We start from the raw sequence: 13,186 nt of genomic DNA on the forward strand, positions 1-13,186 counted from the left end.
CGCTCTAAAAAAATTTGCTAAAATTCTTTGTCAAATTGATTTTCCTTACAATTAGTATACTCTCTATAAAAATAAGAGTATAATCCTGGAAAATCTTTGTTATATTCAGGTTTTAGCTCTTCACAATCAGTATCCTTCCATTCGCCCTTTGACGCTTTGTAGGTAATTCTACAAACATCATCTTTCTCAATATAGTTTTGGTGTAATACATTATTATAAGCCTCTCTTTCTTTTTCATATATTTCATAACAATCTTTTTTTCTTTTAGCTATATACTCTTTATGTTCTTGTTCTGCCTTCACCTCTGATTCTTCCCTTTCTAATTCTAGCTCCTTCCTTTTTTCCTCTAATTCTAATCTTTGTTGTCTTTCAATGGATTGTTGTTTATTATGCTGAACCCACACAAAACTTCCGCCTATTATCATTGCGGAAACTATAATTACAGCGGGATAAACAAATTTATTTATATTTTTTATCTTCATATTTAATTTTAATCAAACAGCCACAACTTTTTCGATAATCTCGTCTATTTTATTTCTTTCTGTTTCTATTTTTTGATTCATTTTTTCTTGTTTATCGAGTTCGGTCTTTATTTCGTCAACGATTTTTTGTTGATTTTTTAGGGGAATGTTTGGAATTTTAATATTTCCTAATGTTGTTGAATTTATTACAGGTTGACCTTTGGTTTTAACTACTTTTCTAATTTGTTTATTCCCAAAAACAGATTTCAAAAAATACATAACAAAATCATTATTAAATCGGCTTAATCTAATAATTAAAATATTATCACTAGCAAATTTTTGAAAATCGTTTTTAATAATTCCAATTGGAATATCGGCGCTATCTAATTTTGACCCAACACGACTAAATAAAATATCTCTAATCTTAAGGATAGCATTCTTGGAATTCGAAAATTTATAAGACATAATGCCACCATCAGAATTCAAATCTTCAACTGAAATATAATTTCCTTCTTCTGCCACCTCTTTGTATTTCTCGGCATTACCCGCTTTTATAAAATCACTTATTTTCTTTAATTTTATAGTTTTTATTTTTTCTAAAAAATCTATATTATATTTGTGGTATTTAACTTTAAAAATTAGTAGTGGATCATTATTAATTTCACTAAACCCCGCCTCAAAAAAATTTTCTTTTTCTAATTCTTCAAATTTTTCTAAATCAAATCCAAACTCTCTCGCAAAAACTTTGTTGATAATTTTCTGAGCCGGAATAATTTGGTTTTTCATCTCTTTAATTTTTCTTTCGATTGGTTCAATTTTGACAACAATTTGGTCTTGAATATGTTTAGAAATTAAAGGTATTTTAATTTTCTTTAAATCGCTGTCCTTATATGCAGATATTCCGATTCCTCGATAAATATGTTTATCTAAAATATTTCTTAATCTTTTTGTTCTTAAAATATACAAGATAAATTTTATATTCCATCCTTTTTTAATTTTGTAAATATAAAAGCCATTCGAAAAAACATAATTAGATAAATCTTTATTTTTAAAATATAAAGTTGGCGATTTCGCCAATCTTAAACTTGAAATTAAAATATTATCGTTTGAAGCTTTATGTTTTAATCTATTTGGATGATCTTCTGCAGTTACAGACTGATGCCCTTTAATTTCACCATCTTTATCCAAATATGTTTGCCCCGTAGGAATTCCCTTATATTCTTCGCCTTCCTCATAATTAAATAAATTATAATCGTCCACAAGAATGTCTTTTAATGAAACTAAATTTTTATTTTTTGATTCAAATAAATTCCAATTTAAAAAATTTAAAAAGATATGATATTTCTCATCATTTCTTAGGAAAGAATCTTTTCTTAATTCCTGAAAATCAATTGTAAATTGTTTTAGCGACATAAAGATTAACCAATTCTTGTTTGATTTGGATTAAAATTTTCATCTTCGTTTATCCAGTCAATCTTAATTTTATCAACTTTCCTTTCCCAGTCTCTTGTAGCTTTTCCAGAAATACAAACATTTTTAGTATTTTCAGGCTTTAGATAATCTAATATCTCAGATATTTTTTCTTTATCTACGATACAAAGTATTTTTCTTTTGCCAATATCATCCTGCCTCCTTCTTGCTTGAAAAGCAAAATGATATTTATGTGCAAGCCCATAAAAATCGACAAATTGACCTATAATCTTTATCTCTTCCGCATTTTCTTCGTCAAAAGGTTCTCGGATTCTTTCGTCAATTGAAAAAGTATCATAATCATCAAAATATTTCTTTTCGCTAAATCGTATTTTGGCAACTTCATTTTCTACATTATTCTGTTTGTATCCAATTTTCATTTCTTCTTCTTTTCCTTTTTCTAACTGAACAATACCAGAAATATAAGGGGCTAACTTTTTATAATTTTCCCAGTATTTTTCTAGTATAGTTTTTTCCTCGCCTTTATGATTTTTTAAAATTACAAATATTTTACCTTTATTAATTTTTCTTTTTCCTTCTATTATGTTTTTACCTTTAGAAAAAATCTTGAGAGCAAATTGTTCTCCAAGTGTTCCAAAAAACTTTTTACCAAATTCACCAACTCCTATAGCTTTTAATCCCAACCCTATTAAGGCTATATTAACTGGCAGTGAGGTAGCCGCATTAACTAATAAAAAAATTAATTCTGAACAATTTTTATTTACACTTGATATCTTTAAAACAAACTGATCGTTCTTGTCTAATTTCAAAACTTCTTTTTGATATTTTTTAAAAACTTTATCTAAAGCCACCAAACTTCTTCCCGCTTTAGCAATATCAACACTTCCATCCTCTAAAAATGGACCGAAATACTTAATATAACCAATAAATTCTTCTTGACTAGACATAAATTATTAAATTTACTCCCACTCAATATTCCTCATATAATCCAAAGCTGTTTTTTCTATATTATCATCAACCAAGATCTCCCCCTTATTATTTGTCCTGAAAAGTTCGTTTGGCATTGGTTTTTCGCCTCTTTTTGTTCTTTTGTATCCTACATTTTCTACTTCTGCCATAAAAATTTTGTAATTCAATTCTTTGGCAACCTCGCCGAATACCCACCACGAATTTACAAATCCAAAAGTATCTTTTGTATCATTATTGTATTTACACAAATCCCCTAATTCGTTTTGATATTTTTCCACCAATTCTTTAACGGAAAGTTTTTTATCGTCTTGTTCAAAATAATCTTTTAGCATTCTTGTTAAAATTGTTTTTTCTTCCGTCTCTTTCAGATTTTTAATAGAGGGCAATTTTTTTCTGTCTTTTCCTTCAAGATATACTGCCGTTAAATTTTCGCATCTGGTTTTTAGATTATTCCATTCGTTAGAGTATTGACTCCAAAGATTATTCCATTCTTCAATTTCCGATTTTGTTTTCTTTTGCGCGAAAAGCAAACTGGTTTTTGTTGAAGTGAACGGCTCAAAAGCCAACTGGGGCAAAGAAACAACCGCTTTAACTTTAAAATATTTGTAAATAAACAAGCGGATATATTTATTCTCTGTCGTGTCAAAAACGCTTTCCGGCAAAACAGCGCCAAAGCGACCATTCGGTTTTAGCAATTGATACCATCTTTCTATGAAAAGATTTTCTGAATTCTTTTTTTCACCAAAAGCAAACCCCTCCTTAACATTCTTTTGAGTATCATCATCCAAATTAACGCTAAAGGGCGGATTCGTAATAATCACATCAAATTGTTCGTTAATTTCTTTGTTAAAATAAGTTTTATCTGTCTTTGATTTTTCTAATTTATTAGAATAAAAAGAAAAAGGGAGAAGACCGTCTTTTACATAAATATTAGCTGAACCGTCGCCGTGTAAAATCATATTAACCTTGGCGGCTGTACCTAAATTAAAATTAATGTCAGTTCCATAAATAAACTCCTCCGCCCATTTATTTTCAAGATTGTCGGGATAAAACCAATTTTGTATTTTATTTTCTACATTTTGGGAAGTTTCAATTTTGCTTCTAAATCTTCTTTTAACATTTTCGGTAATAAACTTCATATATTCAATCAAAAAAGTTCCGCTGCCCGCGCTTGGGTCTATTAAATAAGGAATTTCCAAATCTTTATTAATTCTATCTATCGCAAGTTTATCAAGTTGTAGTCCCCAAAGCAGAAATCTTACGATGTTGATGTGAGTAAAAAATTGACCTTTCGTCTGTTTGAATCCTTCTCTGATAATCCCTTCAAAAAAATCTCCCAAAATATCTTTTCCATCAAAACTATTTTTCCCATCTACGAAAGAATAGCCTTCTAATTGGGTTATTGTATATTTAAGTTTGGCAAGAGAAAACTTATTTTCGTCAATGACAAAAGATTTTTTTAATTTTGTTTTATCTGTGATATTTAGCCGTTGCTTTAATGCCCTTTTATATAGTTCGTTTATTCTTTCAAAAAGTTGTTCGTTGGATTCAAAACTTTCTCCGTCCTTAAAGGAAAAAATTTGAAAATCATATTTCTCGTCTTTCTTCTTCTCGCTCTCATCTTGAATTTTTGCCAAGATAATATTTACCAGCGAAGAAAAAATATCATTATCATCCATTCCTCCGCCGCCCCATAAAACATTGTGTAGATTTTTCCTAAGACCATCTAGCTGCTGATGGGTAAAACTTGCTTCTAAATCTTTTTTACCACCTTTTATGTATGGTTCTTTTTGCGCTTTTCCGTATCTTTCGGGTAGTTCATTAGCAAAATCCCTCGCTTCTTTCCATAAACTAAAAGAAGAAAATTTTTCATAATCAATAATAATACATTTGTCCTTTATCTCGTTTTCTACTATTTCAACTGTATATAAAACAAGATATTTAACTTTCTTGCCCTGCCCTTGCTCCTGCGAAGCAAGATTGAAAAGTTGTTTTTCTATAGTCTCGTCTTTGTCTTTTTCGTAATCCTGCGGACTTTTAAGTTCTATGTATAAAAAAGCGTTTCCGTCGTTATCTCGCACAATTATATCTATCCTCGGTTTATTGACTTTTGGTCTGCCGATATCATATTCTTTTTCAATCTCAATATTTTTAGGATTATAACCTAATTCGTTGACTAATTTTGCGAGGATATACGCCCTAACAATTTCTTCATCTCCAGCTATTTTGTTTATTTTCCTATGCTGTATAATTGGTGCGTCGTATTTTATTTTGGACTGATCCAAAAGAGGAAAACTCGCAATTTGAATTTTGTTGCTTTTTAGGTAGTCTATAATTGGCGTTTGAATTTCTTTATTCATAAAAGTTTTAGTTATATTTTTTTATTATATTTAAAGTTCCTCCCCCTCATATTACCCCAACCAAAAAAACAAATCAAACGAAAACCCGCTTGGGGGCGGGGTTATAACTCTTACCATTCGCAGACTCTTTTGTCGTTGTCTCCGTCTAAATGATGAATGTCATCGCCGGTTTTCTCTTAACGAGGTTCGACCTACGAGCGCGACCTTAAGAAATGTCGCTACTCTTAATGTCAAACCTCTTTGCTTACCATCCTATCCCTCTCATTTTACAAACCTAACTGTCGGATATGTATCTGAACCTATACACCAAAAAACTGGCTGTTTCAACGGAAAAATCTGGGGACAGTCCCCGCAGCAGGGACTGTCCCCAGATTAAAATCAATAGCCACTTGACAAGGTTTCTATATTTGATATTCTATTATTAGGGCTGGCAATAATACCTTTTGAAGCGCTCGGGTGTTCTCTCCGCAGATGCGGAGATCATAAAGCTCGAGAGTCCGTTTCAAAAGACGCCGCTCTACAAAAGATTCCGATAATTTATCGGGATTTTTTGTTTGCCCAATAATCCTTAAAAAGTTCGTTAGACGCGATGATGCTGTTTCTAAGCATTGCGAAAAAATGCTCGCCGTTTTTTCTTTCATTGTGGTATCTAAAAAGAGCCCCGCAAATCCAATCTGCTATTTGTATATTAGGACTAGCGGAAGAATTTAACGCTTCAATTTGAATAACCGCTTTTGCTGGCAATTTTGGCAACAAATCTAATTTTGTAATTTCATTAAATTTTGTTTGAGAAATTTTTTTCAGATGCCTTTCGTCTCGGAATACTCTGAATTCTAAGTCAGTAGTAGGCAAAAGAAGATGAAGGGTTTGAACAATAACTTCGGCATATAAATAGCCGCTATCCAAACTTTTCTTTTTTCGATATTCCAAGGGGATGTTGGACTTATTAAAAAAGGCGTAAAATACCCTGATGTCTTGTTCAGTAAAATATTCAAGCGTTTTTACGGAGGTTTTCATCTAATCCTGTGTCTGAAAACTTAACTTCTGTTTTATAGCGAAGTTTCTTTGGAAATTTTGTATGTTGCCATTTGCGAAAGGCCTTGGATGTTCTTTTGTGATTGTTTGTGATAAATCCGCCCACGACAAAATTACGCTCTTTGTTCCCTGTAAAATTACCTGATTCATCAAGAAAGATAAACATATTCCCCCTAATTTTACCCCAACCAACAAGACAAATCAATCAAAAAAACCCGCTTGGGGGGCGGGGTTAACCGAGTTTCCTAATTATAATTAATCTTTCTTTTTCTTGTTTTCTAAAATCTTTTTTACTTCTTTGTCAAAATCGGAAATATATTTTTTGTCCTGTATTCTTTCAAATTTTTTAAATTCTTTTTCCGCTAAGGCAATTGCCACCTCGTGCGATATATTCCCCGTATTTTGAAGAATGTCTTTTTCATTAAATTTTAAAAACGCATTCAATTTTTTTACCCAATCTTTCATATACATTACCCGCCCGGCTTCCGCCTGCATTTCCGCAAAACTTAAATACATATCAACAATCCTATTTAACTTATCAATCTCGTTTTCCGCCAAATAATTTTTCGCAACTATAACATCGGTTTCTCTAATTTTCCCTTTTGGCGCGTATTTCCATGTCGTCAGTCCCATATTGGACTTTTTACTGTTCACTCTCTTATGAATTATTTCCGCGGCTGTTTTGCCGGTTATGGCAAAATGAAGCTTATTTTGCACTGTGGCAAAAAATTGTTTAGTGATATTATTAGTCGGCGAATAATCGGCGCTGCATTGCGCGTATATGTCAGTTATTTTTTGATATAATCTTCTTTCACTTGAACGAATATTCCGTATTCTTGCCAACTGTTCTTCAAAATAGTCCTGCCCAAAAATATTGCTTGGATTTTTAAGCCGTTCATCGTCCATAGTAAAACCTTTGATGATATACTCTTTGAGCCGTTCGGTCGCCCAGACGCGAAAATGTGTTGCTTGAGCGCTATTAACCCGATAACCAACAGAGATAATAGCGTCAAGGTTATAAAATTTTGTAGATTGTATTTGCGTTTTTCCTTTAATGGCGCCGTGTTTAGTGGTATGTTCCAAAATGGAACTAACCGAATTTTCTTGCAATTCTCCGCTTTGGAAAATATTTTTAAGATGCTTGGTAATAGCTGGTCTTTGTACCCCAAACAAAACAGCTATCTTATCCTGCGTTAACCAAATATTTTCATCGCGCAAAAATATCTCTACTTTTACTTTCCCATTCGGAGCGGTATAAAGTAAAAACTCGGTAAAACTATTATTAATTGGCGCAATTTGTTTTTGTTTATTCACCATAATTATTATTCTCTCCCTCTCAACCCATCCCCCTCATATTACCCCGACCCCCGAGACAAATCAATCAAAAAACTGGCTGTTTCAACGGAAAAATTTGGGGACAGTCCCCGCAGCAGGGACTGTCCCCAAATTAAGATATTAAAGCAATTTTTTCTCCGAGAAACTAAAAACTTTAGTTTTGGCGATGATGATGTGGTCAATGACTTCTATCCCCATGATTTTGCCGGCTTCAACGATGCGTTTGGTGGTTGTGAGGTCGTCTTGGGACGGTTCGGGGTCACCGGAGGGGTGGTTGTGGACTAAGACAATCGCGGCAGCGTTTTTTTGGAGGGCGTATTGAAAAATTTCTCGGGGGTGGACTAAATTCGCGTTGAGTGTACCGACAAACATTGGCTTTTTGAAAATCATTTCGTTGCGGGCGTTGAGGTAAATAACCATCAGATGTTCTCTTGTTTTGTCGCGCATATAGGAAACTTGGGCGATAATGTCTTTAGGCGTTTTGATAATTGGCGCGGTCTCGTCTCCGACGCCGATGGCGCGTTTGGTTAATTCCACGGCCGCCAAAATGACGCATGCTTTGGCTTGGCTAATCCCCTTGATTTCGGTCAGTTTCTCGTATGTTAAATTGAGGAATTTTTTGCGGGGGTATTTGGATAAAACCAACTTTGCTAATTCAAGAACATTTTTGCCTTGATAGCCGGTTCCTAAAAGAATCGCCAAAAGTTCGGCGTCTTTCAAATTTTGCGGTCCCCTATCTTTCATTTTCTCCCGCGGCCGGTCAACCGACGGAATATCGCTGATTTTAAATTTTTTCATGATTATATTTTTAATTATATCTTTTTGAACGAAGCGGGTCAATCAAAAAACTGGCGCGGTTTTTTCCACGCCAGTTTGTTATATTATCCCTTTTTCTTGATTTTTACTCAAATTTTTTGTATCATAAATATTGTATTGGATGTTCTTGTTCTTTTTACTAATTTCAGAAAGGAGGGCTGAAATGACTATTGTTTTGAATTTGGCTCAAGCGCGGGCGAAGAGACAAAAAATGGCGCCTGAATCTTTAAACGAATTTCTCAAAAGGGCGACGAAATTGATTGGTAAAATTTCCACGCGCCAGGATAGCAGCGTCATTGCTACAACAAGAAGTATCGGTGGGTTAAAGAGAAGAATGGAAGGAATGATCGCGAAGAAAATCATCAAAGCGAAGATGATTGATAAGGGTTTGTTTTTATGCGGCATTTATATTCCGCAAATATTTGTGGAATATTTATCTTCTTCTCCGGAAAGTTGGCTAGCTGTTGACTATTCTTCGTGGGCGATTAAGCGAAAAAACGCTTTTGTTTTTAAGAAAGGAGGAGATGTTTGTTTTCTGATTTGCAGTATTTTTCCTGAACGGACGAATTGGCGAACAATGAGCGCTGATTATTATCAGAAAATGGGAGAAAGTTTTTACCATCAGTTTTACACTGAAAGCAAAAAAGAGATTGGTTACCACATGAGTAGTAATTTCGAAACAATGGTTGGTATAACAAAGGAATGTGTTCCTTTGATTTAATGAAAATAAAAAAACCGCCTGTTAAAGACGGTTTTTTGTTTTGTTATCCATTTTTTTATCTCTTCTGATAAATTACCTTGGCCCAATCGCGATACAAATCATTAAGACGACACTCCATCTCAACAATTTTTTGAACGCGGGCTTTGTTTATGACGCCTACAACTGAAGCATCTAATTTGGCCGCGCAAATTTCCTTCGCGATTTCCTCTTTCAAATCAATAATTTCTTTGGGGCAACTGGAATTAGAACACTTTGCATCCATTAGAAACCTCTCTCCCTTTTGTTAGGGTTAATGTTAAGAACTAAGCGCCAACTGCTCCAAAAGTTCTTCTCTTCCTTTGTTTGTTTTGGCTGAATAGAGGATGATGTTTTGTTCGCCTGTTTTTTTCTTTATCATTTCCAATTGTTTTTTGACTTCTTTTTGTTTTAATTTGTCGGATTTGTTCGCGACGATGACAAAATCGTTTTCTCTCTTTCGCAACAAACCAAGCATTTCTATGTCAAAAGCGCTTGGTCCGACTTTCGCGTCAATAATGAGAACAACTTTTTTAAATATTATGCTTGATTTAAACAGATACCAAATAATCATTTTTCTGATTTTTTCTTTTTGCTTCAAAGAAATTTTCATAAATCCATAACCGGGCAAGTCAATAAAATATGTGTTTTTGTTAATCAAAAAGTAGTTTATCTGCTGTGTTTTTCCGGGCGTTGAGCCGGACTTAACTAGCCCCTTTCTCTCAACGAGCGAGTTAATGACGCTTGATTTCCCGACATTAGAACGACCGATAAAAGCGATTTGCGGGTATTCGCTGTATAAAATTTCGTTCGTGCCGAGAACGCTTTTGACGAACTCTGCTGATTGAATAATCATAAGATTATCTTAACAGGGAAAAACCATTTTGGCTAATTTTAAATTTCTGATATAATACAAACAGTTATTTAACAACTAAAAAGGAGAGAGTAGCCATGAAAGAAAAAGAAAGAAATCCGGTCAGCGAATATGCGGAAAAAATACGAAAAATTCCCGTCTTGAGCAAAAAGGAAGAACTGGCATTGGCGAAAAAAACCGCGAGAGGGAATAAAGAAGCGAAAAAGAAAATGATTGAATCAAATTTAAAATTGGCGTTTAGTATCGCGTCAAGATACACAAGAAATTGGCGAAATGAGGTTTTGGACATCTTGGATTTAATCCAAGAGGGAAACACTGGTCTCTTTAGAGCCGTTGAAAAATTTGACTGGCGAAAAGGATACAAATTTTCAGTTTATGCCTCGTGGTGGATTAAAGCGGCAATATTAAAATTGCTCTGCGAAAAATCAAGAACTATTAGAGTGCAAACCCACATCATTCTCGGCGTAAATCGTTATATCGAGGAGGTAAACGAAATACTCGCCAAAGAACATCGGACACCCACAAACCAAGAGATAGCCGAAAAAATAGGGCTTTCTGTCCAAACATTGCTTAAATATCTAAAATTGTTTCGAGAAGCTAACACAATTTCTATTGATTCTCCTCTTGGAACGGTAAGCGACCGTTGGGACACAAACACATTAAATGATGTTATCCCAGACAAAGAAACGCCCAACCCGGAAGAATTTGTCCGAATAAATCAACTTAATGAAAAAATCAGGAAAATGCTTTTATTTCTTACGCCAAGAGAAGAAAAAGTTTTAAGGATGCGTTATGGGATTGGAGAAAAATGGGATCACACACTCCGAGAAGTGGGAAATTTATTTGAAGTAACTCGCGAAGATATTAGGCAAATTGAAGTAAAAGCGTTAAGAAAACTCAATAAAAAATTTGTTGTCGGAACATTTAGAGGGCAAAATTTTGTTCTAAATGATTATTTATAAGAAAAGGAGGTTGCAAAAAGCAATCTCCTTTTATAATTTACACCATTCTACAACTTCCCTTCTGCTTCTTTTTCCATTTTATCCAACCGGGTGTAATAGTCAGGGAACTCGTTTAAATGCGCTAAAGCGATTTTACCAGTCATGATCGCGTCATCGTTTGTCACATTTGTCGCGGGGCTAACTAACCCGTGCTCTAATTCAACATCCATCCCCATCCTAAACTGTTCAAGATCAAACTTACTCCAATCAATTCCCAACGCCTCCCCGACTTCTTTCGCCTTTTCATTTGTAAACATATATTTAATTAGGGGGCTGCCCCCGCAACGGGGGCAGCCCCCGTCTTAGTTATTACTCTTCTAAACCCTTCTTAACTTCCTCAAACTCATTTTCAATTTCCTTCAACCGCGCGCGGCTTGCTTTAATCAAATCGACCCCTGTTTTAACTTTTTCAAGCCCCGCCTCCACATCAACTTCTTTTTGTTCGTCAAACCAACTAATAATCCCTTCTAATTTTTTTAATGAGTCCTTTAATTTATTTTTTTCCATAGTTATATTTTTAATCCACACTCTCCACTCTTGTCTTTATTTTACCATCTGCGACGCGAATATCAACCCCTTGTCCTGGCTCGACCTGCCGAACGCTTCTTAATATTTTTCCACTCGCTGAAGCGATGCTATACCCAAGTTTTAACTGCCTTTTTGGGTCGGCGGACTCAAGCTGTTTTTTCGCGTTGTTTAAATGATTATTTAAATAATCCAGTCCTCCCTGAAAATCAACTAAAAATTGATTGAGATAATTATCCAATTTTCCTCTGATGTTTTTGAGTGAATATCCCATCTCTGATAATTTATCTTTTAATTTGTTTTTGACTGTTTCAAATCTTTTGAAAACAAATTCAGAATGCTGTTTTAATCCCCTAATTAAATTTTCCAACAATCTCTGCTCTTGATTAAAAACTTCCTGATATTTATAGATTAAATCCCGTTCAAAGATTTTGACATTCGCAAGCGCGTTTTCCCACGATTTATTCAAGGCGACCGCGACGGCCGTGGGCGTTGATGTCATTAAATCAGCCGCCAATGAGGCAAGCGGGACATCTTTGTCGTGCCCGATGCCGCAAATGACAGGAACGCCAAAATCGGCGATTTTTCTGACCAAGTTTTCATTATTAAAGGCCTGTAAACTTTCTAAACTCCCGCCCCCTCGGATAATGACTAAAACATCTAACTTTTTGTCTTTAAAATAGTCAACTGCCGAAATTAAGTCGCGAACCGCCGCCTGGCCTTCCACCGTTGAATTAAAAAAACTGATTTTGTATCCCCGCCTGCCTAAATTATTCAAAAAATCATGAATGACCGCGCCTGTTTTGGAGGTGATCAAGCCAATCCTTTGCGGGAATTCAGAAATGGGTTTTTTCCTTTCCGGCGCAAAAAGTCCTTCACCTTCCAGTTTTTTCTTTAACTCTTCGTAGGCCTTTTTGAGCGCGCCTTCGCCAACTAATTCCGCCGACAAGACCTGAAAAGACAAACTCCCTCGCGGCTTATACACCTTCGGATATCCTTCCACAATAATCTCCATCCCCTCTTCAAACGCAATTCCGCACATCTGATAATCGCTCGCCCACATAAAACAACTTAAAGCGCTTCCGTCGTTTTTGTCTTTCAAAGTGAAGAATAAATAGCCGCCACGAATATCTAAACTGCTAATTTCTCCCTTCACGCGCGCGCCTTGTTTTTGTAAATTAAGATTAAGCAAATCCAAATACCCGCTCACGGTCAAAGGTTTTTTTTCATCGTTCTCTTCTTCTTTCTCTTCTCCCTCATTCACAATCACCAAAATATCCTCCCCGTATTTCTCAAACTTCCTCTCTTTAATTCCCTTAATCGCCAAAAGCCCTTCTTTGTTTTTTGGCGCCGCTTCTGCGATCTCTTCCAAAACGCTATTAGGGAAAACACGAAAAAGCGGAACTCCCTCATTCCGAGCCGCAACCTCCCGCCAACCTTTTAATTTTTGCAAGATATCCATTTTCTATAAAAACCAAGTGACAGCGCGAAAGCGATAATCGCGGTGACGGCGTAAACGACGGCGATAGTTATATCCTCGCCCGCGGTAAATCGTTTAACACTCGCGAATGTCCAAACCACTCCCGAAACAAACCAAAAAATTGTAAAAACCTTTGCTTTTGTTTTGTCCATAATCTCACCTC

The 13,186-nt window shown here is 35.0% G+C and carries 16 protein-coding genes; 2 read left to right on the forward strand and 14 right to left on the reverse strand.

Annotation, left to right across the window (positions count from 1 at the left end):
• Positions 1 to 17 precede the first annotated feature (17 nt).
• The 8 genes from KKF19_03560 to radC all read right to left on the reverse strand — a co-directional run bounded on the left by KKF19_03560 (position 18) and on the right by radC (position 8,389).
• Positions 18 to 482, reverse strand: a complete 465-nt coding sequence (locus tag KKF19_03560; GenBank protein ID MBU2580001.1) for a hypothetical protein — start codon at positions 480 to 482, stop codon at positions 18 to 20.
• A gap of 12 nt (positions 483 to 494) precedes the next feature.
• Entirely contained in the window at positions 495 to 1,874 is a 1,380-nt protein-coding gene (locus KKF19_03565) for a restriction endonuclease subunit S (protein MBU2580002.1), read from the reverse strand.
• 5 nt (positions 1,875 to 1,879) lie between these two features.
• Positions 1,880 to 2,839, reverse strand: coding sequence for a hypothetical protein (locus tag KKF19_03570; GenBank protein MBU2580003.1), 960 nt, complete (start codon positions 2,837 to 2,839; stop codon positions 1,880 to 1,882).
• Between the two features lie 12 nt (positions 2,840 to 2,851).
• A complete protein-coding gene (locus KKF19_03575) occupies positions 2,852 to 5,221 on the reverse strand; it encodes an N-6 DNA methylase (GenBank protein MBU2580004.1) in 2,370 nt (789 codons plus the stop codon).
• Positions 5,222 to 5,758: 537 nt separating this feature from the next.
• Complete coding sequence (locus KKF19_03580; protein ID MBU2580005.1) at positions 5,759 to 6,238, reverse strand: DUF3800 domain-containing protein; 480 nt, start codon at positions 6,236 to 6,238, stop codon at positions 5,759 to 5,761.
• Positions 6,213 to 6,422, reverse strand: a complete 210-nt coding sequence (locus KKF19_03585; GenBank protein ID MBU2580006.1) for a DUF3800 domain-containing protein — start codon at positions 6,420 to 6,422, stop codon at positions 6,213 to 6,215. The genes KKF19_03580 and KKF19_03585 overlap by 26 nt, the downstream gene beginning before the upstream one ends.
• 89 nt (positions 6,423 to 6,511) lie before the next feature.
• Positions 6,512 to 7,573: a virulence RhuM family protein gene (locus tag KKF19_03590; protein ID MBU2580007.1), complete on the reverse strand. Its 1,062-nt coding sequence runs from the start codon at positions 7,571 to 7,573 to the stop codon at positions 6,512 to 6,514.
• A 138-nt stretch (positions 7,574 to 7,711) separates the two neighbouring features.
• Positions 7,712 to 8,389, reverse strand: coding sequence for a DNA repair protein RadC (gene radC / locus KKF19_03595; protein ID MBU2580008.1), 678 nt, complete (start codon positions 8,387 to 8,389; stop codon positions 7,712 to 7,714).
• A 139-nt stretch (positions 8,390 to 8,528) separates the two neighbouring features.
• Here radC and KKF19_03600 point away from each other — a divergent pair, with 139 nt between their 5' ends.
• Positions 8,529 to 9,128: a hypothetical protein gene (locus KKF19_03600; protein ID MBU2580009.1), complete on the forward strand. Its 600-nt coding sequence runs from the start codon at positions 8,529 to 8,531 to the stop codon at positions 9,126 to 9,128.
• Between the two features lie 55 nt (positions 9,129 to 9,183).
• Here KKF19_03600 and KKF19_03605 read toward each other — a convergent pair whose 3' ends face one another.
• A complete protein-coding gene (locus KKF19_03605; GenBank protein ID MBU2580010.1) occupies positions 9,184 to 9,390 on the reverse strand; it encodes a hypothetical protein in 207 nt (68 codons plus the stop codon).
• 33 nt (positions 9,391 to 9,423) lie between these two features.
• Entirely contained in the window at positions 9,424 to 9,999 is a 576-nt protein-coding gene (gene yihA / locus KKF19_03610) for a ribosome biogenesis GTP-binding protein YihA/YsxC (GenBank protein ID MBU2580011.1), read from the reverse strand.
• A 95-nt stretch (positions 10,000 to 10,094) separates the two neighbouring features.
• Between yihA and KKF19_03615 the strand changes: the two genes are divergently transcribed.
• On the forward strand, positions 10,095 to 10,979 hold the full coding sequence (locus KKF19_03615) for a sigma-70 family RNA polymerase sigma factor (protein MBU2580012.1): 885 nt from the start codon (positions 10,095 to 10,097) through the stop codon (positions 10,977 to 10,979).
• A gap of 47 nt (positions 10,980 to 11,026) precedes the next feature.
• Here the strand turns inward: KKF19_03615 and KKF19_03620 are convergent, their stop codons facing one another.
• Genes KKF19_03620 through KKF19_03635 form a run of 4 tightly spaced genes read right to left on the reverse strand, consistent with a single transcriptional unit; the run spans position 11,027 to position 13,175 of the window.
• Positions 11,027 to 11,275 (reverse strand): hypothetical protein, encoded by a 249-nt coding sequence (locus tag KKF19_03620; GenBank protein ID MBU2580013.1) that lies wholly within the window; start codon positions 11,273 to 11,275, stop codon positions 11,027 to 11,029.
• A 52-nt stretch (positions 11,276 to 11,327) separates the two neighbouring features.
• The gene (locus KKF19_03625; GenBank protein ID MBU2580014.1) at positions 11,328 to 11,525 is read right to left on the reverse strand and encodes an exodeoxyribonuclease VII small subunit; all 198 of its coding nucleotides are present in this window, start codon (positions 11,523 to 11,525) and stop codon (positions 11,328 to 11,330) included.
• 10 nt (positions 11,526 to 11,535) lie between these two features.
• Positions 11,536 to 13,005, reverse strand: a complete 1,470-nt coding sequence (xseA, locus tag KKF19_03630; GenBank protein ID MBU2580015.1) for an exodeoxyribonuclease VII large subunit — start codon at positions 13,003 to 13,005, stop codon at positions 11,536 to 11,538.
• Positions 12,984 to 13,175 carry a hypothetical protein gene (locus KKF19_03635; protein MBU2580016.1) on the reverse strand — a complete coding sequence of 64 codons (192 nt, stop codon included), beginning with the start codon at positions 13,173 to 13,175 and terminating at the stop codon, positions 12,984 to 12,986. The genes xseA and KKF19_03635 overlap by 22 nt, the downstream gene beginning before the upstream one ends.
• Positions 13,176 to 13,186 lie beyond the last annotated feature (11 nt).

The sequence above is a fragment of the Patescibacteria group bacterium genome (assembly GCA_018830295.1).
In the GTDB taxonomy this organism is placed as follows: domain Bacteria; phylum Patescibacteriota; class Minisyncoccia; order Portnoybacterales; family UBA2143; genus JAHJSM01.